This window comes from Catellatospora sichuanensis, assembly GCF_007483665.1.
Classification (GTDB): domain Bacteria; phylum Actinomycetota; class Actinomycetes; order Mycobacteriales; family Micromonosporaceae; genus Catellatospora; species Catellatospora sichuanensis.
The window spans coordinates 239,063-264,592 of record NZ_ML660184.1; the positions used below are offsets into that span (position 1 = coordinate 239,063).

General features: G+C 71.2%; 25 protein-coding genes. 10 read left to right on the forward strand and 15 right to left on the reverse strand.

Annotation, left to right across the window (positions count from 1 at the left end; translation table 11 throughout):
- A complete protein-coding gene (locus tag FLL47_RS03080) occupies window positions 1-1,176 on the reverse strand; it encodes an acetoin utilization protein AcuC (protein WP_144118860.1) in 1,176 nt (391 codons plus the stop codon).
- Window positions 1,177-1,198: 22 nt separating this feature from the next.
- Window positions 1,199-2,023 (reverse strand): sulfurtransferase, encoded by an 825-nt coding sequence (locus FLL47_RS03085; RefSeq protein WP_144118861.1) that lies wholly within the window; start codon window positions 2,021-2,023, stop codon window positions 1,199-1,201.
- A 63-nt stretch (window positions 2,024-2,086) separates the two neighbouring features.
- Between FLL47_RS03085 and FLL47_RS03090 the strand changes: the two genes are divergently transcribed.
- Complete coding sequence (locus tag FLL47_RS03090) at window positions 2,087-2,518, forward strand: VOC family protein (RefSeq protein WP_144118862.1); 432 nt, start codon at window positions 2,087-2,089, stop codon at window positions 2,516-2,518.
- 99 nt (window positions 2,519-2,617) lie between these two features.
- Window positions 2,618-3,322, forward strand: coding sequence for an iron-dependent transcriptional repressor DtxR (locus tag FLL47_RS03095; protein ID WP_144118863.1), 705 nt, complete (start codon window positions 2,618-2,620; stop codon window positions 3,320-3,322).
- Between the two features lie 204 nt (window positions 3,323-3,526).
- Here the strand turns inward: FLL47_RS03095 and FLL47_RS03100 are convergent, their stop codons facing one another.
- On the reverse strand, window positions 3,527-4,057 hold the full coding sequence (locus tag FLL47_RS03100) for a hypothetical protein (protein ID WP_144118864.1): 531 nt from the start codon (window positions 4,055-4,057) through the stop codon (window positions 3,527-3,529).
- A 73-nt stretch (window positions 4,058-4,130) separates the two neighbouring features.
- Here FLL47_RS03100 and FLL47_RS03105 point away from each other — a divergent pair, with 73 nt between their 5' ends.
- Window positions 4,131-4,508, forward strand: coding sequence for a VOC family protein (locus tag FLL47_RS03105; protein ID WP_144118865.1), 378 nt, complete (start codon window positions 4,131-4,133; stop codon window positions 4,506-4,508).
- 35 nt (window positions 4,509-4,543) lie between these two features.
- On the opposite strand, the gene FLL47_RS03110 is transcribed toward FLL47_RS03105, so the two are convergent.
- On the reverse strand, window positions 4,544-5,359 hold the full coding sequence (locus FLL47_RS03110) for a hypothetical protein (RefSeq protein WP_144118866.1): 816 nt from the start codon (window positions 5,357-5,359) through the stop codon (window positions 4,544-4,546).
- Between the two features lie 178 nt (window positions 5,360-5,537).
- Here FLL47_RS03110 and FLL47_RS03115 point away from each other — a divergent pair, with 178 nt between their 5' ends.
- Window positions 5,538-6,539 carry an aldo/keto reductase gene (locus tag FLL47_RS03115; RefSeq protein ID WP_342780292.1) on the forward strand — a complete coding sequence of 334 codons (1,002 nt, stop codon included), beginning with the start codon at window positions 5,538-5,540 and terminating at the stop codon, window positions 6,537-6,539.
- Between the two features lie 100 nt (window positions 6,540-6,639).
- Here the strand turns inward: FLL47_RS03115 and FLL47_RS43530 are convergent, their stop codons facing one another.
- Window positions 6,640-7,056: an EamA family transporter gene (locus tag FLL47_RS43530; protein ID WP_222105945.1), complete on the reverse strand. Its 417-nt coding sequence runs from the start codon at window positions 7,054-7,056 to the stop codon at window positions 6,640-6,642.
- A complete protein-coding gene (locus FLL47_RS43535; RefSeq protein ID WP_222105946.1) occupies window positions 7,053-7,589 on the reverse strand; it encodes an EamA family transporter in 537 nt (178 codons plus the stop codon). Before FLL47_RS43535 ends, FLL47_RS43530 begins: the two co-directional genes overlap by 4 nt.
- Before the next feature lie 192 nt (window positions 7,590-7,781).
- Here FLL47_RS43535 and FLL47_RS03125 point away from each other — a divergent pair, with 192 nt between their 5' ends.
- The gene (locus FLL47_RS03125; RefSeq protein ID WP_144118867.1) at window positions 7,782-8,090 is read left to right on the forward strand and encodes a tetratricopeptide repeat protein; all 309 of its coding nucleotides are present in this window, start codon (window positions 7,782-7,784) and stop codon (window positions 8,088-8,090) included.
- Between the two features lie 116 nt (window positions 8,091-8,206).
- Here FLL47_RS03125 and FLL47_RS03130 read toward each other — a convergent pair whose 3' ends face one another.
- Window positions 8,207-8,704 (reverse strand): hypothetical protein, encoded by a 498-nt coding sequence (locus FLL47_RS03130; RefSeq protein WP_144118868.1) that lies wholly within the window; start codon window positions 8,702-8,704, stop codon window positions 8,207-8,209.
- On the reverse strand, window positions 8,701-9,063 hold the full coding sequence (locus FLL47_RS03135; RefSeq protein ID WP_144118869.1) for a DUF6915 family protein: 363 nt from the start codon (window positions 9,061-9,063) through the stop codon (window positions 8,701-8,703). Before FLL47_RS03135 ends, FLL47_RS03130 begins: the two co-directional genes overlap by 4 nt.
- Window positions 9,064-9,119: 56 nt before the next feature.
- On the opposite strand from FLL47_RS03135, the gene FLL47_RS03140 reads away from it, so the two are divergent.
- Window positions 9,120-9,818, forward strand: a complete 699-nt coding sequence (locus FLL47_RS03140) for an MBL fold metallo-hydrolase (protein ID WP_144118870.1) — start codon at window positions 9,120-9,122, stop codon at window positions 9,816-9,818.
- Window positions 9,819-9,852: 34 nt separating this feature from the next.
- On the opposite strand, the gene FLL47_RS03145 is transcribed toward FLL47_RS03140, so the two are convergent.
- From FLL47_RS03145 to nrdR, 3 genes are all read right to left on the reverse strand, one after another.
- Window positions 9,853-10,776: a serine hydrolase domain-containing protein gene (locus tag FLL47_RS03145; protein ID WP_144118871.1), complete on the reverse strand. Its 924-nt coding sequence runs from the start codon at window positions 10,774-10,776 to the stop codon at window positions 9,853-9,855.
- A gap of 118 nt (window positions 10,777-10,894) precedes the next feature.
- Window positions 10,895-13,702 carry a vitamin B12-dependent ribonucleotide reductase gene (locus FLL47_RS03150; protein WP_144118872.1) on the reverse strand — a complete coding sequence of 936 codons (2,808 nt, stop codon included), beginning with the start codon at window positions 13,700-13,702 and terminating at the stop codon, window positions 10,895-10,897.
- A 59-nt stretch (window positions 13,703-13,761) separates the two neighbouring features.
- A complete protein-coding gene (gene nrdR, locus FLL47_RS03155; RefSeq protein ID WP_144118873.1) occupies window positions 13,762-14,292 on the reverse strand; it encodes a transcriptional regulator NrdR in 531 nt (176 codons plus the stop codon).
- A 401-nt stretch (window positions 14,293-14,693) separates the two neighbouring features.
- Between nrdR and lexA the strand changes: the two genes are divergently transcribed.
- A complete protein-coding gene (gene lexA / locus FLL47_RS03160; protein WP_144118874.1) occupies window positions 14,694-15,434 on the forward strand; it encodes a transcriptional repressor LexA in 741 nt (246 codons plus the stop codon).
- Window positions 15,435-15,492: 58 nt separating this feature from the next.
- Here lexA and FLL47_RS03165 read toward each other — a convergent pair whose 3' ends face one another.
- Both FLL47_RS03165 and hflX read right to left on the reverse strand, forming a co-directional pair.
- The gene (locus FLL47_RS03165; RefSeq protein ID WP_144118875.1) at window positions 15,493-17,136 is read right to left on the reverse strand and encodes a hypothetical protein; all 1,644 of its coding nucleotides are present in this window, start codon (window positions 17,134-17,136) and stop codon (window positions 15,493-15,495) included.
- 51 nt (window positions 17,137-17,187) lie between these two features.
- Entirely contained in the window at window positions 17,188-18,624 is a 1,437-nt protein-coding gene (gene hflX, locus FLL47_RS03170; protein ID WP_144118876.1) for a GTPase HflX, read from the reverse strand.
- A gap of 186 nt (window positions 18,625-18,810) precedes the next feature.
- Between hflX and FLL47_RS03175 the strand changes: the two genes are divergently transcribed.
- Complete coding sequence (locus FLL47_RS03175) at window positions 18,811-20,253, forward strand: malic enzyme-like NAD(P)-binding protein (protein ID WP_144118877.1); 1,443 nt, start codon at window positions 18,811-18,813, stop codon at window positions 20,251-20,253.
- 95 nt (window positions 20,254-20,348) lie between these two features.
- Here FLL47_RS03175 and dapF read toward each other — a convergent pair whose 3' ends face one another.
- Together dapF and miaA are read right to left on the reverse strand one after the other, a co-directional pair.
- Window positions 20,349-21,149, reverse strand: a complete 801-nt coding sequence (gene dapF, locus FLL47_RS03180) for a diaminopimelate epimerase (protein WP_144118878.1) — start codon at window positions 21,147-21,149, stop codon at window positions 20,349-20,351.
- Entirely contained in the window at window positions 21,146-22,075 is a 930-nt protein-coding gene (miaA, locus tag FLL47_RS03185; protein WP_246157466.1) for a tRNA (adenosine(37)-N6)-dimethylallyltransferase MiaA, read from the reverse strand. The genes dapF and miaA overlap by 4 nt, the downstream gene beginning before the upstream one ends.
- 234 nt (window positions 22,076-22,309) lie before the next feature.
- Between miaA and FLL47_RS03190 the strand changes: the two genes are divergently transcribed.
- Together FLL47_RS03190 and FLL47_RS03195 are read left to right on the forward strand one after the other, a co-directional pair.
- Window positions 22,310-23,518: a DUF349 domain-containing protein gene (locus FLL47_RS03190; protein ID WP_144118880.1), complete on the forward strand. Its 1,209-nt coding sequence runs from the start codon at window positions 22,310-22,312 to the stop codon at window positions 23,516-23,518.
- Between the two features lie 143 nt (window positions 23,519-23,661).
- A complete protein-coding gene (locus tag FLL47_RS03195) occupies window positions 23,662-25,359 on the forward strand; it encodes a cellulase family glycosylhydrolase (protein ID WP_144118881.1) in 1,698 nt (565 codons plus the stop codon).
- Window positions 25,360-25,530 lie beyond the last annotated feature (171 nt).

Genomic DNA, 25,530 nt, shown 5'->3' on the forward strand with positions numbered 1-25,530 from the left:
TCAGTCCCGCGGGTCGTGCGGGTCGAGCCCGTGCAGCGGGAAGACCGCCCGGCGCGCCGCCATGATCGCTCGGTCCAGCCGGTCTCCGTCGGACTCGGGCTGCCACGGGGTGAACGTCACGTCGCCACCGTCGGTGAGCGTGGTCGGCACGTCCCGGCCGGGCACGCGCGCGGCGGCGAACCGCCGCCACGACTCCGGCAGCGGCGTGGCCGGGTCCAGCGGCTCGCCGGTGACCATCGCCAGCAGGTGGGTCCAGGCCCGCGGCACCACCTCGACCAGGGCGTATCCGCCCCCGCCGGTGGCCACCAGCCGCCCTTCGCACAGCTCGTCGGCCAGCGCCCGCACGGCCAGCTGAGCCGCCCGCTGCCCGTCCACGGTCAGCCGCAGGTTCGCCAGCGGGTCCAGCCGGTGCGTGTCCGCCCCGGCCTGCAGCACGATGAGCTGCGGCCGGAACGCGCGCACCACCGACGGCACCACCGCGTGGTACGCGCGCAGCCAGCCCGTATCGCCGGTGCCCGGGGGCAGCGGCACGTTCACCGCGGTGCCCTCCGCCTTCGGGCCGCCGGTCTCCTCGACGTATCCGGTGCCGGGGAACAGCGTCAGCGGGCCCTCGTGCAGGCTCACCGTGAGCACCCGCGGATCGTCGTAGAAGATCTCCTGCACGCCGTCGCCGTGGTGCACGTCGATGTCGATGTACGCGATCCGCTCCGCACCCTGGGCCAGCAGGTCGGCGATGGCGACGGCCGGGTCGTCGTACACGCAGAACCCGGCCGCGCGGGCCGGCATGGCGTGGTGCAGGCCGCCCGACACGTTGACGGCGCGCTGTGCCCGGCCCGACCACACGGCCCGTGCCGCGGCCAGCGTCGCGCCGCAGACCAGCGCCGACGACTCGTGCATGTGCTCGAAGACGGGGTTGTCCGGGGTGTTGAGGCCGTACCCGCGGAAGAACGGGTCGTCCGGCGCGGCCCGCACCGCGTCCAGATAGTCCCGGCGGTGCACCCGCAGCAGCTCGGCCTCGGTGGCCGGTTCCGGTGCGACCAGCTCCACCCCGGGCCGGTCGAGCACGCCCAGCTCGCGGGCCAGCGCCATGGTCAGCTCGACCCGCACCGGGTTCAGCGGATGGTCGCCCAGGTCGTAGGCGAGCAGCGCGTCGCTCCACACCACGGTCGCCGTCATGCCGCGCCCTCGCTCCGCTCGCTCATACGCGGCCGACCGGCCGGGACGGGTCGGTGATCCAGTTGCTCCAGGAGCCGACGTAGAGCGCGGCGTCGGTGCGGCCCGCGGCGTGCAGGGCCAGCACGGTGTGCGCGGCGGTCACGCCGGAGCCGCAGTATGCCCCGATCGGCCCGTCGCCGAGGTCGGCGAACACGTCGGCGAGGTCGGCGCGCAGCGTTCCGTCGGCGGCGACCAGCTCCCCGTAGGGCAGGTTGCGGGCGCCCGGGATGTGCCCGGCCACCGCGTCGATCGGCTCGGTCTCGCCCCGGAACCGCGGCCCGACCCGCGCGTCCAGCAGGACCCCGTCCGCGGCGAGCACGGCCGCGGCGGCGGCGTCGAGCACCGGCATACCTCCGGGCACGACGACCACGTCGCCCCGGACCAGCTCGGCCGGCTTGTCGGTCACCTCGCCGCCCGCGACGGACCAGGCGGCGAAGCCGCCGTCGAGCACGCGTACGTCGGCGTGTCCGGCCCAGCGCAGCGTCCACCAGGCACGGGCCGCGGCCATGCCGTCACCGGCGTCGTAGACGACGACCGGCCTGCCTTCGCGTACGCCCGCGGCGCGCAGCGCGCCCTCCAGCGCCTCCGGGTGCGGCAGCGGGTGGCGGCCGGCCGGACCGGGCGGCCCGCACAGGTCGCGGTCCAGGTCGACGAAGACCGCACCCGGCAGGTGGCCGGCGTCGTAGTCGTCGCGGCCGGGCGGGCCGGACAGCCGCCACCGCACGTCCAGCAAGGTCGTGGGCTGCCCGGAGCGGAGGCGGTCGGCCAGTTCCGCCACAGTGATCAGTGGAGTACGCACACTCGCCAGTCAACACCATCGGCGGGCGTGTGTCGTAGCGCACTGTCCCACCCCGCTGGGAGACTTCCGGCCATGTCTTTCGCCGGTCGCATCAGCATGGTGACCCTCGGTGTCACCGACCTGGCCCGCTCCACCGCCTTCTACCAGGCGCTGGGCTGGCCGCTGTCCGCTCGCTCGCAGGACGGCATCAGCTTCTTCCGCACCGCGGGCGCCCTGCTGGCGCTCTTTCCCAGCGCCGAGCTGGCCGCCGACGCGCTGCAGCCCGCGCACGAGCCGGCCGGGTTCCGCAACGTCACGTGCGCGGTGAACCTCGCCACCGAGGCCGCGGTGGACGAGGCGCTCGCGACAGCCGTGGCGGCCGGTGCGACACTGCTGAAACCCGCCCAGAAGGTGGAGTGGGGCGGCTATTCGGGCTACTTCGCCGATCCGGACGGACATGCCTGGGAGGTGGCATACAACCCGTTCTGGCCGCTCAACGACGCGGGCCTGCCCGAACTGCCATGAGCGGCGCGGCCACAGGTTGATCAACAGACATACGCCGACGGGTGTCGCTGCGGTGACACGCAATAGAATCGCAGCCAGCGACTTGGAGAGGACCCGTTCATGTCCGACCTCATTGACACCACCGAGATGTACCTGCGCACCATCCTCGAGCTCGAGGAGGAGGGCGTGCCGCCGCTGCGCGCCCGCATCGCCGAGCGCCTGCACCAGAGCGGCCCCACGGTCAGCCAGACCGTGGCCCGTATGGAGCGCGACGGTCTGCTGACCGTCGTGGAGACCGATCGCCATCTGCAGCTGTCCGAGTCCGGCCGGGCACACGCCGTCGCCGTCATGCGCAAGCACCGCCTCGCCGAGCTGCTCCTGGTCAACGTCATCGGCATGCCCTACGAGGAGGCCCACGAAGAGGCCTGCCGGTGGGAGCACGTGATGAGCGACGCCGTGGAGAAGCGCGTCTACGACCTGCTGAACCGGCCCACCCGGTCACCGTACGGCAACCCGATCCCCGGCCTGGACGCCCTCGACATCAAGCCCCGCGACACCGAGGGCGGCGACACCCCCGAGCGCAACCTCGCCTTCCCCGGACTCACCGGCCAGGTCGTGGTCCGCCGGATCTGCGAGAGCGTGCAGACCGACTCCGAGGTGCTGCGCCAGCTGCACGCCGCCGGCGTCGACCCGGGCGCGACGGTCACCGTCGCCCAGGAGCGCGACGGCGTCTCGATCGACCACGGCGGCGAACCTGTCCGCCTGCCCCGCGAGGTCGCCTCGCGAGTGTTCGTCACAGTATCGCTGGCGCCCGCAGCTGTGTAGCCGGCGCCCGCCTCCGGCGAGCGCGGCGTTCGGCCTCTCAGCCGGCGTCACGCGCCAGTCGTCGGCTTCGCTTACCTCCTTGGTGGCGCGTGACGCCGGCGGCCGAACGCGGTGGGCGGCAGGGTCGAACACGGGTCGTTGATGAACGAGGTTCCGTTCGCGCCGTTCTGATGGCGCGACGGGGCCTCGTTCTTTTCGCGCAGGTCAGACTCCGGCGCGGTCGATGTCCTTGGCCAGCTCGACGACGTCGGGCAGCAGGGCCGCGGCGTCGCCGCCCTCCGGCAGGGTGACCTTCAGCACGAGCAGGCGGGCGTTGCCGGCCAGCCAGCCGATCTCCACGTACGGCCCGCGGCCCTTGACGGCTGGTTTGAGCTGCGAGTAGGCGACCTTGCCCAGCGCCGTCACGGCCTTCGCGCCGTCGGGCAGCATCGCGGCCCGGAACACGGCGACGTCGGCCTTGCTGGGGGTGACCGACACGCTCAGTTCGGGTAGCGCCGCCTCGGTCGGCCGGGCCACGCACGTGCTGGTCTTGTCGTGGTTCGCCGCGCCGGCCACCGCCATGCGCACGTGCAGCCGCTGCTCGATGCGGGGGAAGTCCAGCAGCAGGCAGGCGCCGGTCGGCGCGGGAGGGCTTGGCGACACCACCGCGGGCGGCTCGTGCGCGGACGCCCCGGCGCCCGAGCAGCCGGCCAGCAGCGTTCCGCTCGCCATCAGGGCCACCACCGTCGTCCGCACCGGACCAAACTAGCCGCTGCCGGGGTACGCCGAAAGTCCGGTCGCGCCCCGACCGAGTGCCTAACCTGAGGCCATGACGGGAAAAGTGGTGCATTTCGAGCTTCCGGCCGACGACGTCGAGCGGGCCCGCGCGTTCTACACCGACGCCTTCGGCTGGCAGCTCGACGCCATGCCGGAGTTCGACTACATCTGGGTGCGCACCGTCGCCACGGACGACCGGGGCAACCCCACCGAGCCCGGTGCCATCAACGGCGGCATGACCCGGCGCGAGGCGCCGGTGACCGGGCCGGTCATCACGGTCGAGGTCGAGGACATCGACACCGCCCTGGCCAAGATCGTCTCGTGTGGCGGCCGGGTGCTCCAGGAACGCCAGGCCGTCGGCACGATGGGCTTCACCGCGTACATCGCCGACAGCGAGGACAACACGGTCGGGCTCTGGCAGAACGCGTGACGGGGCGGGATCCCCCGCCCCGTCACGCGATCCGGTCAGCCCTGCTTCTCGATCTGGCTGCGCATCTGCACGAACTCGGCCTTGACCTCGTCCACGGTCTTGAAGTACCAGACCACCATGCCCAGGCTGCCCTTGTCGGCCCAGGCGCAGACCACGAGCGGCACCGCCTCGGCCTTGGCGCTGCCGCACTTCGCCTCGCCGCCGAGCGGGCCCGGGTCGACCGGAGCGATCCCGGTGGCGACGACACCCGAGGTGCCCATGCCCGTGAACGCGGCATCGAGCTCCCGGCCGGGATTGGTGATCGGCGCCGCGGCCGCGAAGATCATCACCAGGTCCTGCTTGGCCTGGTCGCCGTAGAACGCCGCCACGGCGGCCGTCGACGACGGCAGCATCGTCTCGAAGCTGCCCTTCATGGTCTCCGTCAGCGTCTGGAGCTGCGGATCGGTGGACTTGACGCGTCCCGCGAGCGTGGCCGGCGCGACCACGGTGATCGGCTTGGCCGCGGCCTGCGCGCTGGCCGAGGCGAGCACGTCCTCGACGCCCTGCTCGATCTGGTCTGCGGTGTCCTTGAGCAGGTACCAACCGCCGACGCCACCGCCGCAGCAGAGCAGCAGCACGCCGAGCCCGATGCCGATCCACAGGCCGGCCCGGGACTTCTTCGGGGCCGGCGGCACGGGCTGCCCCGGGTAACCGGGCTGGCCGGGATACCCCGGCTGCGCCGGGTAGCCGGGCTGGGCGGGATATCCGGGCTGCACGGGATAGCCCGGCTGGGCGGGATATCCGGGCTGGGCGGGTTGGCCGGGCTGCTGCGGGTAGCCGGGCTGTTCCGGGGACGGGGGCGGATACGACATGGGGGCTCCTGGCACTCGGGGTCAGCGCATCGTATCGGCGCACCCTGTCATCCGGACCCGTCGGTGTCCGGGTCCGGACGCAGGACGGCACCGCTCGGGCGAGGGCGCGCCGAGTCCCCGTCCCGCGGGGACCCGGCTACGCGGGCGCGCCCGCCCCGTCCGGGGAGAAGATGGAGTCATGACCGCTATGCGACGCATCGGCAGCAACGGACCCGAGGTCAGCGCCATCGGCCTCGGCTGCATGGGCATGAGCTTCGCCTACGGGCAGCGCGACGACGAGGGGTCGGCCGCGACGCTGCGGCGTGCCCTGGACATCGGGGTGACGCACTTCGACACCGCCGACATGTACGGGTTCGGCCACAACGAGGAGCTGATCGGCCGCACCATCGGCGACCGGCGCGACGAGTACGTGCTGGCCACCAAGTTCGCCAACCGCGGCGAGCCGGACGCGCAGGGCGACGTCGTCCGGCGCTGGGTCGACTCGTCGCCGCAGTGGGCCCGCCAAGCGGTGGAGGACTCGCTGCGCCGCCTGCGCACCGACCACATCGACCTGTACTACATGCACCGGCGCAGCCCCGACGTGCCGATCGAGGACACCGTCGCGGCCATGGCCGACTTCGTCAAGCAGGGCAAGGTCCGCTACCTCGGGTTGTCCGAGGTCAGCCCTGCGACGCTGCGGGCCGCCCACGCCGTGTTCCCGATCACCGCGGTGCAGATGGAGTACTCCCTGTTCACCCGCTTCGTCGAGGACGAGATGCTGGCGACCTGCCGCGAGCTCGGGGTGGGCCTGGTGGCGTACTCCCCCGTCGGCCGCGGCTGGCTCACCGGCAAGATCACCTCACCGGCGGATCTGGCCGCCGACGACTTCCGGCGCACCGTGCCGCGTTTCGCCGAGGAGAACTTCGCCCACAACATGGCCCTGGTGCAGGCCGTCCGCGAGGTCGCCGACGAGATCGGGGCGACACCCGCCCAGGCCGCGCTGGCCTGGCTGCTCGCCCAGGGCGACGACGTCCTGCCGATCCCCGGCACCAAACGCGTGCCGTACCTCGAGGAGAACACCGCCGCCGCCGACCTCGTCCTCACCGCAGACCAACTCCGACGCCTCACCGAAGCCGTCCCACCCGACGCCGTGGCCGGCGAACGCTACGCCGAATCCGGCATGGCCACCGTCAACCAGTAACGAAAGGAAGGGCACCTTCACATCGCAATACGTAGAGGAAGGTGCCCTTCCTAACGCGGGGTTGGTCGTGGCCTGCGGGTTTGGGCACGGTGGTCGGCGGCTATCCGGTGCGGGCCAGGCCGGCGACCGCCGCCAGCATCAGCGCCGCTCCGGCGGCCGCGGCCAGGGTGATCCGCTCGCCCAGCAGGCCGACCGCGATCAGCACCCCCGCCACCGGCTCCACCAGCGTCACCACCGCCGTCACCGTCGCGGGGACCGCCGCCACCCCGGCGAAGAACAGCCGGTACGCCAACGCCGTCGGCACCGCCCCCAGGTACAGCAGCCAGCCGGCCGTCCCCGCGAGCCCGCCCGCCGACAGCACCGCCGGACCGCCCGCCGACAGCACCGCCGGACCGCCCGCCGACGGCAGCAGCCCCTCCGCCGCCGCGATCGGCAACAGGCAGCCCGCCGCCACCCCGAACGAGGCGACCGTGGCCCCGGACAGGTCACCCCCGGCCCGCCGCGAGTAGATCGTCACCACGGCGTACCCGGCCGCCGACAGCAGCCGAACGCCACTCCCAGCACCGGTGCGGCCCCGGCCTGCCCGCCGCCTCCCACCAGCAGCACCAGCCCCGCCAGCCCCACCGCCACCGCGGCGACCCGGCCCGCGGTCAGCGCTTCGCCGAGCACCCATCGGGCCGCGAGCGCGATCACCACAGGGCAGGCCCCGAGCGTGACCACGGTGCCGACGGCCAGCCCGGCGTACGCGATCGAGCCGTAGTACGCCGTCTGGTACACCGCCAGCCCGGCCCCGAGCACCAGCGCGTCACGCCATCGCGCGCCGAGCCGCTCACCGACGGCCAGGTGCAGCCCGACCAGCACGGCGATGCCGAGCACCAGCCGCCAGAAGGACACCGCGACCGGCCCGAGGCCGCTGGTGCGGTAGAGGACCGCGGCGACCGCGCCGCCGGTGCCCCAGGCGGTCGCCGCGACCGCCACGTAGAACATGCCGCGCCCGTACGACGCGGTCCGGCCCGCGCGCGACGGCGCGAGCCCTGAACCGGACTCCATCTCTTCCTGTCTCCACTGCTCGATGGCCGACGATTCCGCGTACGCGGACGGGCCACCGGACGCACGGCCGTGCCGTCACGTCAGTGGTGCGACGCCGTCCGCCTCAGGCGACCGGCGGGGAGATGATCGAGTGAGCCATGCCCGCGATGCTAGCCAGGGAATGCGCGGCCCATCCAGCGAGTTGTCCGATGCGTGGGAATCCTGGAGGAGTACGAGCGCGGAAGGCTGTTCTTCGACTACGGCGACTACATCACGGCTGCCCAGATCCTGGGACCCGTGGTGGACGAAGCGCCCGACGACGTGGCGCCCCGGCTGCTGCTGGCCCGCGCCTACTACCACTCGGCCCAGCTGCACAAGGCCGAGGATCAGCTGCGCAAGGTGCTCGACCACGACCCCGCCGAGCACTACGCCCACCTCATGCTGGGCCGCTGCCTCCAGCGGCAGAGCCGCCACGACGAGGCCCGCCCGCACCTGCGCATCGCCGACGCGATGGGCGCCTGAGGCCGGGCCGGCCGAGGGCAGGCACCGGGGCCGGACACCGTTGCCCGTCCGGCCCCGGACCCCGCGCTCCGTCGCGGCGACCGCGTCGCCGGCTCAGCGACCGAACCCGCCGCCGGTCACTCGTGTTCGTAGTACTCGACCGTGATGCCGGTGCGCCGGACGGTCACCGTGGCGTGGTCGCCGAACGCCTCCAGCAGCACGTCGTCGAACTCGCCGTCCCAGACGGCGTCCGCCAGCGCCCGCACCCGCTCGTAGCGCTCCTGCTCATTGCCTTCGTATGGCAACTCGGCCCGCGGATACGTGCCGTGGTCCGGCAGGCAGCGTCCGCCCAGGGTCGGATGCAGGCCGCAGTACTTGCCGACCCCCAGCACGTGCAGATCGTCGCGCGCGGCGTCCGAAACCGTACGCACCCAGAACGAGTGCGCATCGAACTCGCACGTGTCGCCGTCGTTGAAATACGGCGTGTACTGCTGCCAGCCGAACTCCACGATCGCGTCGTCGTCCAGCACCGCCGTCAGCAGCGGCCGCAGGTCCGACAGCGGGCGCTGCGGCACCCGGTCGCTCCTGGTGATCTCACCCTCGACCGGGATGCCCAGGAAACTCGTGTGGCTCATCGGTGGTCCTCTCCCAACAACGTCGACAACGGCACCTCTTTGCGCTGCGCGCCCGACATCCACGGCTTGAGCGCCATGCCGGCGATGTAGTCGGCGGGCGAGGGCAGCCAGCCCAGGTCCTCCAGGATGTGCCGCTCGGCGATCAGCCGGACCGGGATGCGCTTGCGCCCCACCTGCAGCGTGTCGCCGAAGATGCGCTGGCACAGGTAGACGCCCGCGGTGTGGTGGTACATCGAGCGGTGCCGGACGTCGCCGATGATCTGCTTCGAGGAGTCGATGAACTCCTCGATGGCCAGGTAGTCCTCCGGCTCGCCGCCCCACTTGCGGGCGGCCGACAACGCGTGGTGCCACGAATTCATGGCGCGAAGGTTAGGCAGCTCCCCCGACAATTCGTGATCGGTGCCAGGATGGCGTGATGGCGGGCGACAACGCGGTACGCAGACTCGATCTCGGCTACTTCATCCGGCCCGCCGAGGAGGCCGGAGGTCCACATCCGAGGGTCGAAGCGGCCCTGGCCTACCTGGTGGACAGCGCGGACGGGCTCCTCCTGTTCGACACCGGCCTGGGCCGCGGCGACGACGAGACCGAGGCGCACTACCGGCCGCACCGCCGCCCGCTGCCGCAGGCGCTGGCCGACGCGGGCGCACGCCTCGACGACATCGCCCTGGTCGTCAACTGCCACCTGCACTTCGACCACTGCGGCGGCAACCCGCTGCTGCCCGGCCGCCCCGTGTTCACGCAGCGAACCGAGCTGGCGACCGCGCGCGCCGGGAACTACACCTTCGACCACCTGGTCGACTTCCCCGGCGTCGACTACCGGGAGCTCGACGGCGAGGCTGAGATCAGCCCCGGCGTGTGGACCGTCCCGACGCCCGGCCACACCGCCGGGCACCAGAGCCTGGTGGTACGCGGTCCCGACGGCGTCACCACCGTGCTGGCCGGGCAGGCCTATGACCTGGCCACCGACTTCAGCTGCGCACAGCTCGCCCGCCGGGCCGCCGCCGACGGGGCCGCCGACCCGCTCCCGCCGTACCACCCCTGGTTGGACCGCCTCGCCACCCTCGACCCGCAGCGCGTCCTCTTCGCCCACGACCCCGCCACCTGGCTCGCCTGAAGCTCAGGACCCTTCGGCGGACTTAAGTCGGAGGTCAGGTGAGAGCGGCGATCAGCACGTCGTTCAGGATGGCCGCCGTGGTCGTCTCGGCGTTGCTGAGGATCACGATGCGGTGGTTCGAGGCCGGTACGCAGGCGTTGTAGGTGCGGAAGCCGCCGTTGCCGCCGGAGTGGTGGAACCAGGCCCGGCCGTCGAAGGTCCCGACGACCCAGCCGTAGCCGTACCCGCTGGCCTCCGGACGGCCACCGGTGGGAGCCTGCTCGGACAGCATCAGCCCGAGGTGGTGTTCGTCGAGCAGCCGCCCGGCCCGCAGCCCGTCGATCCAGCGGACCACGTCGCCGGTGGTGGACCAGAGGTCGCCCGCCCCCATCCCCACCACGTCCAGCTCGAACGACGGCGTCGGCAGGCCGTCCTCGCCGAGGCCGACGGCGAGGTCCGTCCGGTCGCCCGGCTCCCCGACGAACGTGTCCGCGAGCCCCAGCGGGGTGAAGATCTCCCGCTCCAGCAATTCCCGGTACGGCGTGTCCGCGGCCCGCTCCGCCACGTGCGCCAGCAGTACGTACCCGGGGCTGCTGTAGTGCCAACCGCCGCCGGGCGCGAACAGCTGCGGCACCTCGTGGAACGTCTTCAGCAACTCGGCCGGCGGCACCCACCGGAACAGGTCGATCATCGGGTACTCGTCCCAGTGACCGAGCCCCGACGAGTGCGCCAGCAGGTGGTGCAGCGTGATGTCCTGCCATGACGGCGGGCAGCCGCCGATCCACCGCCCGACGGGGTCGTCCAGGCGCAGCAGGCCCCGTTGGGCCTGCAGCAGCACGGCCGCGGCGGTGAACTGCTTGCTCACCGAGGCGAGCTGGAAACGGGTGCGCGCGGTCACGCCGGGGCTGGTGACGTCCGCGATTACGTCGTCACCCTTCATGATCAGCACCGCGCCGGGGATCTCGGGGAGGGTCGGCATCCACCGACCCTACGACCGGCCGACCGACCCCGCCGCCCCGGAAAACGGGGAACGGGACCGGGCCCAGGGCCCGATCCCGTTCTCTCGTCACGTCACCGGCTCATACCGCCGGGGGTGCTCAGCTGCAGCCGCTGGTGGAGCCGCAGCCCTCGCAGACGTAGCAGCTGCCCGCGGGGCGCATCTTGGTGCCGCAGGTGTAGCACAGCGGCGCGTCCGACGCCTTGCCCGTGATGGACTCCAGCACCTCGGTCGAGGAGCCGACCCGCACCGGGGCGGCCGGGACCACGGCCGACGGGGCGGCGGCGGCTGCCTGCGGCACCCACTCCACGCCCTCCTCCTCGGCCCGCAGCCGCGCGGCGCGCTCGGCGGCGGTGAAGACGCCCAGCTCGGCCCGCTGCTCGTAGGGCAGGAAGTCGAGCGCCAGGCGGCGGAAGATGTAGTCCATCACCGAGTTCGACAGGCGGATGTCCGGGTCGTCGGTCATGCCGGCGGGCTCGAACTTCATGTTCATGAACTTCTCGACGTACGTCTGCAGCGGCACGCCGTACTGCAGCGCGACGGAGACGGCGATCGAGAACGCGTCCATGACACCGGCCAGGGTCGAGCCCTGCTTGCCCAGCTTGAGGAAGACCTCACCGAGGCCGTCGTCGGGGTACGACGACGCGGTCAGGTAGCCCTCGGCCTCGCCGACGGTGAAGGAGACCGTCTGCGACGGACGCTTCTTCGGCAGGCGCTTGCGCACCGGGCGGTACTCGATGACCTTCTCCACGACCGGCGCGGAGACGGGGGCGACGGCCGTGGCGGCCGGAGCCTCCTTCTTGGAGACCGACAGCGGCTGGCCGACCTTGCAGTTGTCCCGGTAGATGGCCAGGGCCTTGAGGCCCAGGCGCCATCCGTCGAAGTACATCTGCTCGACCTCTTCGACCGTCGCCGACTCCGGCATGTTGACGGTCTTGCTGATCGCGCCGGAGATGAAGGGCTGCACCGCGGCCATCATCAGCACGTGGCCCATCGGCGCGATCGAGCGCTCGCCCATCGCGCAGTCGAAGACCGCGTAGTGCTCCGGCTTGAGGCCGGGGGCGTCCACGACGTGGCCGTGCTCGGCGATGAACTCGGTGATCGCCTCGACCTGCTCCTCCTGGTAGCCCAGGTTGCGCAGGGCGCGCGGCACGGTCTGGTTGACGATCTGCATCGAGCCGCCGCCGACGAGCTTCTTGAACTTGACCAGCGCCAGGTCCGGCTCCACGCCGGTGGTGTCGCAGTCCATCATGAAGCCGATGGTGCCGGTGGGGGCGAGCACGCTGGCCTGGGAGTTGCGCCAGCCCTGCTTCTCACCGAGGGCGTTGCCCGCCTTCCACTGCTTCTGCGCCTCCTTGGCCACCAGGGTCGCGACCGGACCCTGCGGCTTGAGGGCTTCGGCGGCGGAGGCGTGCTTGCGCATGACCCGCTGGTGCGGGGTGGCGTTGCGGGCGTATCCGTCGTACGCGCCGACGACGCCGGCCAGCTCCGCCGAGCGCCGGTAGGCCACGCCGGTCATCAGCGCGGTGATCGCGGCGGACAGCTGGCGGCCGCCCTCGGAGTCGTACGGCAGGCCCGACGCCATGAGCAGCGCGCCCAGGTTGGCGTAGCCGATGCCGAGCTGCCGGTAGGCCCGGGTGTTCTCGGTGATCTTCTGGGTCGGGAAGTCCGCGAAGCAGATGGAGATGTCCATCGCGGTGATCACGAACTCGACCGACTTCGAGAACCGCGCCACGTCGAACGAGCCGTCCGTGCCGAGGAACTTGAGCAGGTTCAGCGAGGCCAGGTTGCAGGACGTGTCGTCCAGGTGCAGGTACTCCGAGCACGGGTTGCTGGCCGTGATGCGGCCGGTCTCCGAGCAGGTGTGCCAGTCGTTGATGGTGTCGTCGTACTGGATGCCCGGGTCGGCGCAGGCCCAGGCGGCCTCGGCCAGCTTGCGGAACAGGCCCTTGGCGTCGACGGTGTCGATGACCCGGCCGTCGAGGCGGCCCAGCAGGTCGAAGCTCTTGCCCTCCTCGACCGCGGACATGAACTCGTCGGAGACGCGCACCGAGTTGTTGGCGTTCTGGTACTGCACGCTGACGATGTCGCGGCCGCCCAGGTCCATGTCGAAACCGGCGTCGCGCAGCGCGCGGATCTTGTCCTCCTCGCGCGCCTTGGTCGCGATGAACTCCTCGATGTCCGGGTGGTCCACGTCGAGGATGACCATCTTGGCCGCGCGGCGGGTGGCGCCGCCGGACTTGATGGTGCCGGCCGAGGCGTCGGCGCCGCGCATGAAGCTGACCGGGCCGGAGGCGGTGCCGCCCGAGGAGAGCAGCTCCTTGCTGGCGCGGATGCGGGAGAGGTTGACGCCGGAACCGGAGCCGCCCTTGAAGATCAGGCCCTCTTCCTTGTACCAGTCCATGATGGAGTCGACCGAGTCGTCCACGGACAGGATGAAGCAGGCGCTGACCTGCTGCGGGCTGGCGGTGCCCACGTTGAACCAGACCGGCGAGTTGAAGCTGAACACCTGGTGCACCAGCATCCAGACCAGCTCGTGCTCGAACAGCTCCGCGTCGGCGGGGGTGGCGAAGTAGCCGTGCTTCTCACCGGCGGCCCGGTAGGTCTTGGCGACCCGGTCCACCAGCTGCTTGAGGCTCCACTCCCGCTCGGGGGTGTCCACCGCGCCGCGGAAGTACTTCGTCGTCACGATGTTCGTCGCGTTGACGCTCCAGAAGTCGGGGAACTCGACCCCGCGCTGCTCGAAATTGATCGAGCCGTCACGCCAGTTCGTCATCACGACGTCCCGGCGCTCCCAGGTGATCTCGTCGTACGGATGCACGCCCTCGGTCGTCCACACCCGCTCGATCTTCAGACCTCCGGCGTTCGCCCGCGTGCGCTTCGCGCTCGCCGTGGCGTTCTCCCCCATCGTCAGCCCCCTCAGTTCTCTACTCAACAACAATCAACTGCACGTTCTGATGCCGTCGCTCAGCTCGCGACGTGACCGGCGGGCATACCGCTGTCGGCCTCGTCGGCGGTGAGTTCGGCTGGCTCTTGCCCAGCCGCCGGGTTTTTAACCGCGGCACGCAGTGCCTCGATCTCCCGGATGAAGTCGTCGGCGGACTGGAAATCCTGGTACACGCTGGCGAAGCGCAGGTAGGCCACCTCGTCCAGGTCGCGCAGCGGCCCAAGGATGGCCAGCCCGACCTCCCCGCTGGGCACCTCCGCCGCCCCCCGCGCGCGGACCGCCTCCTCCACCCGCTGCGCCAGCAGCGCGATGGCGTCCTCGTCGACCGGCCGGCCCTGGCAGGCCTTGCGCACGCCGCCCATGATCTTCACGCGGCTGAACGGCTCGGTCACCCCGCTGCGCTTGACCACTGCCAGCACCGACTCCTCGACCGTGGTGAACCGCTTGCCACATTCGGGGCAGTGCCGGCGGCGGCGGATGAGCTGGCCGTCGTCGGCCTCCCGGGAGTCCACCACGCGGGAGTCCGGGTGCCTGCAGTACGGGCATCGCATCGCTGTCACCTCCCACGTCGTCGTCCTCTTGGGCGGTTTCCCGACCCGCGTCCAGGCACGGCACCGCCGGCGTCCGCGTCGTCGCGGGCGCCCGGGGGTGGGTGCGGATGCGGGGGTACGGCCATACCCCCAGATCGGGCTCTTACCCCAATCTATGGGTGGTCGGCTCAGTGCCACCACAAGATGTTGGGGTTGAACCTATGCCCCAACCGACGCGTAGGCAAGTTGAAACGCCCTTGCGAGTGGCGTGTCGCGGACAACAACACGCACCGTCACCCACTCGTGAAACATGCGTGACACCGTCGACAGAGTCGTACAGATGTTTGAAACTGACATCATGTCGCATTAGTGTGTCCGGTGAGAGTCGCTGTTCACTTGTCACGATCCACCGGAGGTCCGACATGTCCCCCACTGAGCGAGCGTCCCGGCCCGGCCGGTCGCCCGCGGCGCCTGCCGGCGCGGGGCCTCTGCGCGCGGTCGCCGCGACCAGCGCCTCCCCCGCCGACCTGCAGGCCGCCGACCTGAGCAGCCGCCAGAAGCGCATCCTCGCCGTCATCCGCGAGTGGGTGGAGCAGCACGGCTACCCGCCGACCGTGCGCGAGATCGGCGAGGCCGTCGGCCTGGTCTCCCCGTCCTCGGTCGCCTACCAGCTCAAGGAGCTGGAGCGGAAAGGCTTCCTGCGCCGCGACCCGTCGCGCCCGCGCGCGGTGGACGTGCGCACCCCGGTCGACCCCGACGAGGAGGCCGCTGCCCTGCTGGCCCGGCCCACCCCGGCATACGTGCCGCTGCTGGGCCGCATCGCCGCCGGCGGGCCGATCCTGGCCGAGGAGTCGATCGAGGAGGTGCTGCCGCTGCCGCGCGAGCTGGTCGGCCAGGGCACGCTCTTCTCGCTCCAGGTCAAGGGCGACTCGATGATCGAGGCCGCGATCTGCGACGGCGACTGGGTCGTGGTGCGCCAGCAGCCCAACGCCGAGAACGGCGACATCGTCGCGGCGATGATCGACGGCGAGGCCACGGTCAAGGTCTACCGGCTGCGCGAGGGCCACGTGCTGCTGATGCCGCGCAACCCGGCCTACGACCCGATCCCCGGCGACGCCGCGGTCATCCTCGGCAAGGTCGTCTTCGTGATGCGCCGCGTCTGAGTCCTGGCAACAAGGAAGCGGCCCGCCCCTGATCGGGGGCGGGCCGCTTCCTTGTTCCTCAGCGGTACTGCTCGTAGCCCTGCTGGTTCGGGTGGCCGCCGTCCGCCGGGTAGTAGGCGGGCTCGGGCTGGTAGACGCCGTCACCGGGCACCTGGCCGCCGTACTGCTGGCCCTGGTACTGCTGGTGGCCGCCGTACTGCTGGCCGTAACCCGGCTGCTGGCCGTAGCCCGGCTGGCCCTGGCCCTGGTTGCCGTAGCCCTGGTTGCCGTAGCCGGGGTCGTAGCCCTGCTGGCCGCCGCCCTCGTAGCCGTTGCCCGCGTACACCTGCTGGCCGCCACCGTAGTTCGGGTCGTAGCCGCCCGGCTGGCCGTAGCCCTGGCCGCCGTACTGCTGGCCGTGACCCGGGCCGTAGCCGCCGCCCTGCTCCGCGTAGTAGCCGGACTGGTAGCCGCCGCCGACCGGCGCCAGCATGGTGGTTTCCGAGTTGTCGGCCGGCTCGAGACCGTCGTCGACGTCGCCGCCCTTGCGGCCCTTGCGCTTGCGGCCCTTGATCACGCCGACCACGCCGAGCACCACCAGCAGCACCCCGAACACGCCGACCCCGGCCAGCGCCATGTAGAGCTGGCTGATGTCGCTGAAGAGGCTGAGGTACCAGGCCTTGCCCGCCTTCTCGGGGCCCTTCTCGGGGGCCTGCTCGAAGAACTCCTTCTCGGACGGGGTGTAGCTCAGCATCACCGGCTTCTGCGGGTCTGCCGTCTTGGTGCGGGTCTGCTCGGTCTCCGAGACGGTGACGAACTTGCCCCCGGGCCCGTACGTGATGGCCTCGCCGAACGGCTCCTCCGGCAGGTGTGTGACCCGCGGCTTGTCCTTGGTCAGCGCGCCGACGATGTCGTTGCCCTTGACGTCCCACTCGAACGCGTCGGCGTACGTGCGCAGCACGACCTTGGTGCCGTCGGCGTTCTTGGCCGCGCCGGTCACCTGCCGGCGGCCCAGGCCGCCCATCGGGTTGGCGGTCTGCGTGCGCGGCAGGGTGAGCGAGCCCAGTTCCTTCATCGGCGTCGGCTCACCGCCCGCGACCAGCGGCCCGGTCGGCGCGAAGAGGTACGTCTTCCCCTCGGCGGCAGTGAAGTCCCAGTCCTTGGTGACGAGGATCGGCTTGCCCTCGGAGTCGATGATCAGCGCCTCGGAGTCGAACTTCTTCGCCGGGTAGGACAGCCGGAAGGGGCCGGTCATCCTGCCTGCGGCGAACTTCCACAGCGCGACCCGGTCGCGGGTGTGGGAGACGGTGAAGTTCTCGTTGTTGATCTTCGAGTCACCGGTGTCGGCGATCCAGATCGCCCCGTCCGGGGCGACCGCGATGTCCTCCGGATCGACCGGGGTGTTGTTGTACTTGTACGTGTTCGTCACCTTGCAGGCCGCGTTGAGCTTGAACAGCTTCATCTTCGCGGTGGGCTCGGCACTGTCGTTGATCACGTAGTACGCGTTTCCCGTGTGGACCAGCCCGGACAGCTCGTTCATGCCCGGGTCCTTGGCGGGGGACACGATGGTGCAGGCCGGCGTGCCCGGCACGACCTTCTCTCCCGCCGCACCGCTCGGAGCCGGGCTGGGCGCGGCCCCCGCGGGGGCGCTGAGCAGCCCGACTCCGAGCGCAGCCGCGAAAGTGGCCGCACCTGCCTTCACCAGGATTCCCGTTAACCGCATCCGGACAGTTTGCCACGACTGGGCACTGTCCCGTGTAACGCGATTAATACGTCACGATGCGTCGGTAACCCAGTCACTTTCTGTAATCACATAAACGCCCAGCTCAGCAGCCAGCTCGCGGTCCACGCGGACCTTCAACTGGGTCCCGGCGGCGGTGTGTCCCGACGCCAGCACCTCACCCCTGCGGTGGACCTTCGCCACCAGATCGCCCCGGTCGTACGGGACGCAGGCGACGACCTCCACCGCCGGGACCGGCAGCTTCGACTCGATGATCTCGCGCAGCTCCTCGATGCCCTGCCCGGTCCGGGCCGACACGAACACCGCGTCCGGCCACTCCCGCTTGAGCCGCAGCAGCATCTCCTGCGGGGCGGCATCGGCCTTGTTGACCACCAGCAGCTCGGGCAGCCGGTCCGCGCCGACCTCGGCCAGCACCTCGCGCACGGCCCGCACCTGCTCCTCGGGGTCCGGGTGGGCCCCGTCGACCACGTGCACCACCAGGTCCGCGTAGGCGACCTCCTCCAGCGTGGAGCGGAACGCCTCGACCAGCTGGTGCGGCAGGTGCCGCACGAAACCGACCGTGTCCGACAGGGTGTACACCCGGCCGTCGCGCGCCTCGGTGCGCCGGGTCGCCGTGTCCAGGGTCGCGAACAGCGCGTCCTCGACCAGCAACCCGGCTCCGGTGAGCCGGTTGAGCAGGCTGGACTTGCCCGCGTTGGTGTACCCGGCGATGGCCACCGACGGCACCGTGTTGCGGCGCCGGCCGGCCCGCTTGGTGTCGCGGATGACCCCCATCGCGGTGATCTCCCGCTTGAGCTTGGCGATCCGGGTGCGGATACGCCTGCGGTCGGTCTCCAGCTTCGTCTCACCGGGACCGCGCAGACCCACGCCGCCGCCCGCGCCGCCGCCGCGACCGGAACCACCGGTCTGCCGCGACAGGGCCTCGCCCCAGCCTCGCAGGCGCGGCACCAGGTACTGCAGCTGCGCCAGCTCGACCTGGGCCTTGCCCTCCTTGCTCTTGGCGTGCTGGGCGAAGATGTCCAGGATCAGCGCGGTCCGGTCGACCACCTTGACCTTGATCTTCTGCTCCAGGTTGCGCAGCTGGCTCGGGGACAGCTCGCCGTCGCAGATCACGGTGTCCGCGCCGGTCGACTCCACCGCCGCCTTCAGCTCGTCCACCTTGCCGCGGCCGATGAATGTCGCGGCGTCAGGCTGGCTGCGCCGCTGGATCAGGCCTTCGAGCACCTGCGAGCCGGCGGTCTCCGCGAGCGCGGCGAGCTCCGCGAGGGAGTTCTCCGCGTCCACGACGGTGCCGGAGGTCCAGACGCCCACCAGCACCACCCGTTCCAGCCGCAGCTGCCGGTATTCGACCTCGGTGACATCGGCGAGCTCGGTGGAGAGCCCGGCCACCCGGCGCAGCGAATGCCGCTCCGAGAGTTCAAGGTCACCGGTGGTCTCTTCGGCCACCAGGATGTCGGGGAAAGTAGGCAAATCTGCTCCTTCGTCTCTCGATCTGTCGGCTTCAAGGTTGGCACGGAACTACCCGAAGCGCACCTGTGTTACCCGCTCGACGCGGTGAACGTCGTCAGGGGTTACCGCAGGGTTCAGCAGGCGGTGCAGGAGCCGTGCCCACGAAGTGGGAAAATAAAACAGACTGACTCCACGAAAGGCGACATCGTGCCCACTACCCGCCTGCCCAGCGCCGGATACTCCATCACCGTACGCGTGGCGGTGATCGCCGACTCCTCGGCGATCGGCCGGCTCACCATGGCGGTAGGCGAGGCGGGCGCCATCGTCACCGCGGTCGACGTGGTCGACTCGGACCACGTCCGCGTGGTCGCCGACGTCACCTGCGACACCGCCGACAGCGCCCACGCCGACCAGGTCGTCAAGACCCTGGAGGCGATGGAGGGCGTGGAGGTCCGCAAGGTCTCCGACCGCACCTTCCTGCTCCACCTCGGGGGCAAGATCGAGGTCACCTCCAAGGTCAACCTGAAGACGCGTGACGAGCTGTCCCGGGCGTACACCCCGGGTGTCGCCCGGGTCTGCCAGGCCATTGCCGACAACCCCGAGGACGCCCGCCGGCTGACCATCAAGCGCAACACCGTCGCGGTCGTCACCGACGGCTCGGCCGTGCTCGGCCTGGGCAACCTCGGCCCGGCCGCCGCGCTGCCGGTGATGGAGGGCAAGGCCGCCCTGTTCAAGCGCTTCGGCGGGGTCGACGCCTGGCCGGTCTGCCTGGACACCCAGGACACCGAGGAGATCATCAAGATCGTCAAGGCGATCGCCCCGGTGTACGGCGGCATCAACCTGGAGGACATCGCCGCGCCGCGCTGCTTCGAGATCGAGGCCCGGCTGCGCGAGATGCTCGACATCCCGGTCTTCCACGACGACCAGCACGGCACCGCGATCTGCGTGCTGGCCGCGCTGACCAACGCGCTGCGCGTCGTCGGCAAGAAGCTCGCCGACGTCAAGGTCGTCGTCTCCGGCGCGGGCGCGGCGGGCACCGCGATCATGAAGCTGCTGCTGCGCCAGGGCGTCGGCGACGTCATCGCGTACGACCGCCGCGGCGCGCTGCACCGCGACATGGCCAACCTCGGCCCCAACTGGCAGTGGCTGGTCGAGCACACCAACAAGGACGGCTACTCCGGCGACCTGCCCGGCGCGATCGTGGGCGCCGACGTGTTCATCGGCGTCAGCGCGCCCAACCTGCTGACCGGCGACGACATCGCCCGGATGGCCCCGAACGCGATCGTGTTCGCGCTGGCCAACCCCGACCCGGAGGTCGACCCTCGGGAGGCCCGCAAGCACGCCGCGGTGGTCGCCACCGGGCGCTCCGACCAGCCCAACCAGATCAACAACGTGCTGGCCTTCCCCGGCGTGTTCCGCGGCATGCTCGATGCGCAGGCCAGGGAGTTCACCGAGGAGATGGCACTGGCCGCCGCTGTGGCCATCGCGGACGTGGTCGGCGAGGAGAAGCTCAACCCCAGCGTCATCGTGCCGAGCGTGTTCGACCCCCGCGTCGCCCCCGCGGTCGCGGCCGCCGTCCGCGCGGTGGCCCAGCAGTCCACCACCGCCTCCCTCCTGGACTCCGACCCGTCCCCGACCCCGGAGGCGTAGCCAAGATCATCCGACTTGCCTGGCAGGTGGGCGTATCTTGACCCGCCTTTCGCCCACTTGCCGGGCAAATCCAGCGATCTTGCGCGCGCCGGAAGTCAGGGGCGGCGGACGAGGGACGTGGGGTCGAGTTCGCCGGTGAAGGTGAGGACGGCGGGGCCCGCCAGCCAGGAGGTGCGCTCGTCGCGGGTGACCTCGAGGCGGCCCCCGGGCACGTCGACGGTGACCGTGCCGGTGTCGCGGCCGCTGGTGTGCAGGGCGGCGACGCCGACGGCGGTCGCGCCGGTGCCGCAGGACATGGTCTCGCCGGAACCGCGCTCGTACACCCGCATGCGCCGGTGGTCCTCGGCGAGCTTGACCGAGAACTCGACGTTGACCCCGGCCGGGAACAGCTCAGGGTCGGTCTGCGGGGCACGGGACAGGTCGACGGCTTCGGCCACCTCGGCGGGCACGTCGCAGACCAGGTGCGGGTTGCCCATGGAGATCGCCAGGCCCGGGTAGCTCACCCCGTCGATCACCGCGGTGGACGTGCCGAGCAGCGCGGGCGGGGCCATGTCGACCCGGACCAGGTCTCCTTCGACGTACGCGGTGCGCAGCCCGCCCCGGGTGGACAGCGGGATCTCGTCACCGGCCAGGCCGGTGGTGTACAGGTAGCGCGCGAAGACACGCACGCCGTTGCCGCACATCTCCGACAGCGAGCCGTCGGAGTTCCAGTAGTCCATGAAAAAGCGGGCGCCGGGATCGCTCGACGGCTGCACCCGCAGCACGCCGTCGCCGCCGATGCCGAACCGCCGGTCGCACAGGGCCGCGACGAGGGCGGGCGTCAATTCGACGGTGCCCTCGAGATCCTCGATGATCACGAAGTCGTTGCCGGTGCCGTGCCCCTTGGTGAACTTCACGGCGTCTCCCTCACCATCCGCAGCGCCTGCGCCACCAGGTCGGGGGCTGCGCCGTCGAGCCAGCGTACCGAGGGGTCTCGGCGCAGCCACGAGCGCTGGCGCCGGACGAACCGGCGCGTGCCGGTGACGGTGTCGTCGTGGGCCTGCTGCTCGGTGCACCTACCGTCAAGGTACGCCAGGACCTGCTGGTAGCCGAGCGCCCGCGACGCGGTCAGGCTGCCCGCCAGCCCTTCCGGCAGCAGCCCGCGCACCTCGTCGACCAGCCCGTCGGCCCACATCTTGTCCACCCGCTGCTCGACCCGCACGTCGAGGTCGGCGCGATCCACCGCGAGCTGGAGGACCGGGTACACCGGCACCGGGTCGGGCAGCGAGGCGGTGAACGGCTGCCCGGTGAGCTCGATCACCTCCAGCGCGCGCACGATACGCCGGCCGTTGCTCGGCAGGATCTTGTCACCGGCGGCCGGGTCGGCCGCACGCAGCCGCTCGTGCAGCGGGCCGGGGCCCTCCTCGGCCAGCTCGGCCTCCAGCCGCGCCCGCACGTCGGGGTCGGTGCCCGGGAAGGAGAAGTCCTCCAGCACGGCCCGCTGGTAGAGGCCGGACCCGCCGACCAGCAGCGCCACCCGGCCGCGGGCCTGGATGCCGTCGATCGCCGCGCGGGCCAGGCGCTGGTACTCCGCGACACTGGCGGGCTCGGTGACCGGCCAGATGTCGAGCAGGTGGTGCGGGATCCCCGCGCGCTCGGCGAGGGTCAGTTTGGCGGTGCCGATGTCCATGCCGCGGTAGAACTGCATCGAGTCGCAGTTGACTACTTCACCGCCTAGGGTGTGGGCTAGCGCGAGGGACAGCGCCGACTTTCCCGCGGCGGTGGGACCGACCACCGCGATCACCGTTGCGTCCGTTTTCGCACCTGTCTCGTTCACCCGCACGGGACAACCGTAATCGGATCGTGCTCTGCACAGCGGGGCGGAGCAGGTGCGGTGTCGGCGCGGACCCCGTAAGGTCACCTTGTCCTGGGCGCGCGCCGCGCGTCCAGCCGGACCTGTGACAATGCTGAAGGAGAGACGAACTACTCTCCCCGGTACAACGGGTCAACTGCGCTGTGGCGGCGACCTCGCACGTGATGGCGAGGTTCGGTCGGGAAGAACGAGGATGGGCACATCATGAGCGACTGGGCATCGTATGGCCGGGTGGACGCGGACGGCACGGTCTGGGTGAAGTCGGCCGCGGGCGAGCGCGCCGTCGGATCATGGCAGGCCGGCACCCCGGAAGAGGGGCTGGCGCACTTCGTCCGCCGGTACGAGGATCTCGTCACCGAGGTCGACCTGATCGAGACCCGCCTCAAGTCCGGGGCCGCGGACGCCTCGCAGACCCTGACCACCGTCAAGCGGCTGCGCGCCGGCCTGGACGAGGCACACGTCGTCGGCGACATCGACGGCCTGGCCGCCCGGCTGGACCGCCTGACCACCCTGGCCGAGGAGAAGGCGGGCGAGGCCAAGGCCGCCCGCGACGCCGCCCGGGTCGAGGCCGTGGCCCGCAAGACCGCCCTGGTCGACGAGGCGGAGAAGCTCGCCGCCGAGTCCACCAGCTGGAAGGCGACCGGCGACCGGTTCAAGGAGATCCTCGACGAGTGGAAGACCATTCGCGGGGTCGACAAGAAGACCGACGGTGACCTGTGGAAGCGGTTCTCGGTCGCCCGGGACAGCTTCACCCGCCGTCGCGGCGGGCACTTCGCGACCCTCGACGCCGCCCGCAAGCAGGCCCAGACCGCCAAGGACGACCTCGTCGCCGAGGCCGAGTCGCTGGCCGAGTCGACCGACTGGGCGGCCACCGCGGCCCGGCTCAAGGAGCTCATGGCCGACTGGAAGGCCGCGCCGCGCGCCTCCAAGGAGGCCGAGCAGAAGCTGTGGGACCGGTTCCGCGCCGCGCAGGACGCGTTCTTCACGCGCCGCAGCGAGGTCTTCTCGGCCCGCGACAACGAGCAGAAGGCCGCGCTGACCCGGCGTCAGGAGCTGCTGACCCAGGCCGAGGCCATCGACGTGGACGCCGACCCGAAGGCCGCGCAGAACCTGCTGCGCGACATCCAGGGCCAGTGGCACGACACCGGCCGCGTCCCCCGCGAGAACGTGGCCGGCCTCGACCGCCGCCTGCGCGCGGTCGAGGACAAGGTGCGCGACGCGATGGACGCCGCCTGGCGGCGTACCGAGCCGTCGGCGAACCCGCTGCTCAAGCAGATGCGCGAGCAGGTCGCCGAGGCCGAGGCGCGGCTGGAGCGGGCGCAGGCCGCCGGCGACGCCAAGCGCATCAAGGAGGCCGAGCAGGCCCTGGCCGGCAAGCGGAACTTCCTGGCCCTGGCCGAGAAGTCGAGCTGACCTACAGCTGAACGACAAAGGGGCGGTCGCGCGAGCGGCCGCCCCTTGCTGTGTACGCCATCGGCGGTGCACGATGTACCCGGAGCCAGGGCAGGCACGCATTTCCCGATCACGCACGTCCGTTGTGGATGGAGCAATCCGAAATGCGTTGGAAGACTCGCACGACCGCGGTCACCGCCGCCCTGGCCGCCGTGCTCGCCGCCGCGGCCACCGCCCTCGTGGCGATCACCTTCTCCGCCGAACCCGCCAATGCCGACACCGGCACGGGTTACCTGCGCACCAGCGGCCGCAACATCGTCGACAGTACCGGCCGTACGGTGCGCCTGACCGGCATCAACTGGTTCGGCATGGAGACCGACAACAAGACCTTCCACGGCCTGTGGGCCAACGCGCCCGCCACCTGGAAGGGCCAGCTCGACCGGATGGCCTCGCTGGGCTTCAACACCCTGCGCGTGCCGTACTCCGGGGACGCGCTCAAAGCCGGGGCGGTCGCCACCGGCATCAACGACTTCACCAACCCCGACCTGGTCGGCAACTCGCCGCTGCAGATCCTCGACAAGGTCGTCAACTACGCGGGCACCAAGGGCATGCGGGTCATCCTGGACCGGCACCGGCCGACCGCGGCCGGGCAGACCCCGCTCTGGTACACCGCGTCGGTCTCCGAAGCCAGCATGATCGCCGACTGGCAGATGCTCGCCCAGCGGTACGCCGGCAACTCGACGGTGATCGGGGCCGACCTGTTCAACGAGCCGCACGCCGAGGGCACCGACCCGAACGCGACCGGCGCCTGCTGGGGCTGCGACGTGCAGGCCCGCGACTGGCGGCTGGCCGCGGAGCGGATCGGCAACGCGGTCCTGGCGACCAACCCCAACTGGCTGATCTTCGTCGAGGGGGTGAGCTGCCTGTCCGGTGGCGTCGCCAACGAGTGGGACAACATCCCCGACGACCCGATGGCCTGCGACTGGTGGGGCGGCAACCTGTCCGCCGCGATCGACAAGCCGGTACGCCTGAACGTCGCCAACCGGCTCGTCTACGCCCCGCACGACTACGGCATCTCCGTGTTCGACCGGCAGAAGTGGTTCAACGACCCGAACTTCCCGAACAACCTGCCCGCGGTCTGGGACTTCTTCTGGGGCAAGATCGCCAAGCAGAACGTCGCCCCGATCCTGGTCGGCGAGTTCGGCAGCACGCTGGCCAACCCGCTGGACACGCAGTGGCTGACCAAGCTGATGAGCTACATCGGCGAGAACGGGCTGTCGTTCACGTACTGGTCGTGGAACCCGAACTCCGGTGACACCGGCGGCATCGCGCTGGACGACTGGTACTCGATCAACCAGACCAAGTACAACATCCTCCAGCCGTACCTGAACCCGCCGTCGGGCAACCCGAACCCGACCACACCGGGCCCGTCGCCGTCGATCTCGCCGTCCCGGCCGCCGTCGCCGTCCCCGTCGGTGTCCCCCTCGCGGCCCCCGTCGCCGTCGGTCTCGCCGTCGGCCTCACCGTCCGCGCCGCCGAGTCCCGGCACCGGGGCCTGCACGAAGGCCGTCGTGATCACCAACTCCTGGCAGGGCGGCTACCAGGCCGAGGTGCGGGTGACCAACACCGGGAGCAGCGCCGTCAACCCGTGGTCGGTGACCTGGACCGTGCCGAGCGGAGTCACTCTGACCAACGGCTGGAACGCGACGGTGACCCAGAGCGGCACCACGTTCACCGCCGCCGCGCCGAGCTGGAGCCCGTCGCTGGCCCCGAGCGCCACGGCGACGATCGGCTTCACCGCGACCGGCCCGTCCTCACCGGCTCCGAGCAACGTCCGCCTCAACGGCGCGGTCTGCGCCTGACCGACACCCCACCACCGACCCGGCGCGTCCATCTGTTTAGGACAATGGGCCCGCCGGGCACATGGCACCTGGCGCCCTGCATCGATCCCACCGGCAATCGTCGGGAATGGGCGCCAGGTCTCGCCGGCCCGACTGCGACCGCCGCACCGGGCCGGCGAGGTCCTCCCCGCC

What these genes read in the sequence shown, in the direction of transcription:
- FLL47_RS03115 (WP_342780292.1), top strand. Translation starts at nt 5,538, where the DNA reads ATGACCGCTATGCGACGCATCGGCAGCAACGGACCCGAGGTCAGCGCC.
- FLL47_RS03190 (WP_144118880.1), top strand. Translation starts at nt 22,310, where the DNA reads ATGAGCGACTGGGCATCGTATGGCCGGGTGGACGCGGACGGCACGGTC.
- FLL47_RS03105 (WP_144118865.1), top strand. Translation starts at nt 4,131, where the DNA reads ATGACGGGAAAAGTGGTGCATTTCGAGCTTCCGGCCGACGACGTCGAG.
- FLL47_RS03145 (WP_144118871.1), bottom strand. Translation starts at nt 10,776, where the DNA reads ATGCCGACCCTCCCCGAGATCCCCGGCGCGGTGCTGATCATGAAGGGT.
- FLL47_RS03195 (WP_144118881.1), top strand. Translation starts at nt 23,662, where the DNA reads ATGCGTTGGAAGACTCGCACGACCGCGGTCACCGCCGCCCTGGCCGCC.
- FLL47_RS03090 (WP_144118862.1), top strand. Translation starts at nt 2,087, where the DNA reads ATGTCTTTCGCCGGTCGCATCAGCATGGTGACCCTCGGTGTCACCGAC.
- FLL47_RS03140 (WP_144118870.1), top strand. Translation starts at nt 9,120, where the DNA reads ATGGCGGGCGACAACGCGGTACGCAGACTCGATCTCGGCTACTTCATC.
- FLL47_RS03095 (WP_144118863.1), top strand. Translation starts at nt 2,618, where the DNA reads ATGTCCGACCTCATTGACACCACCGAGATGTACCTGCGCACCATCCTC.
- FLL47_RS43535 (WP_222105946.1), bottom strand. Translation starts at nt 7,589, where the DNA reads ATGGAGTCCGGTTCAGGGCTCGCGCCGTCGCGCGCGGGCCGGACCGCG.
- FLL47_RS03130 (WP_144118868.1), bottom strand. Translation starts at nt 8,704, where the DNA reads ATGAGCCACACGAGTTTCCTGGGCATCCCGGTCGAGGGTGAGATCACC.
- nrdR (WP_144118873.1), bottom strand. Translation starts at nt 14,292, where the DNA reads ATGCGATGCCCGTACTGCAGGCACCCGGACTCCCGCGTGGTGGACTCC.
- FLL47_RS03150 (WP_144118872.1), bottom strand. Translation starts at nt 13,702, where the DNA reads ATGGGGGAGAACGCCACGGCGAGCGCGAAGCGCACGCGGGCGAACGCC.
- FLL47_RS03135 (WP_144118869.1), bottom strand. Translation starts at nt 9,063, where the DNA reads ATGAATTCGTGGCACCACGCGTTGTCGGCCGCCCGCAAGTGGGGCGGC.
- FLL47_RS03110 (WP_144118866.1), bottom strand. Translation starts at nt 5,359, where the DNA reads ATGTCGTATCCGCCCCCGTCCCCGGAACAGCCCGGCTACCCGCAGCAG.
- FLL47_RS03080 (WP_144118860.1), bottom strand. Translation starts at nt 1,176, where the DNA reads ATGACGGCGACCGTGGTGTGGAGCGACGCGCTGCTCGCCTACGACCTG.
- lexA (WP_144118874.1), top strand. Translation starts at nt 14,694, where the DNA reads ATGTCCCCCACTGAGCGAGCGTCCCGGCCCGGCCGGTCGCCCGCGGCG.
- FLL47_RS03165 (WP_144118875.1), bottom strand. Translation starts at nt 17,136, where the DNA reads ATGCGGTTAACGGGAATCCTGGTGAAGGCAGGTGCGGCCACTTTCGCG.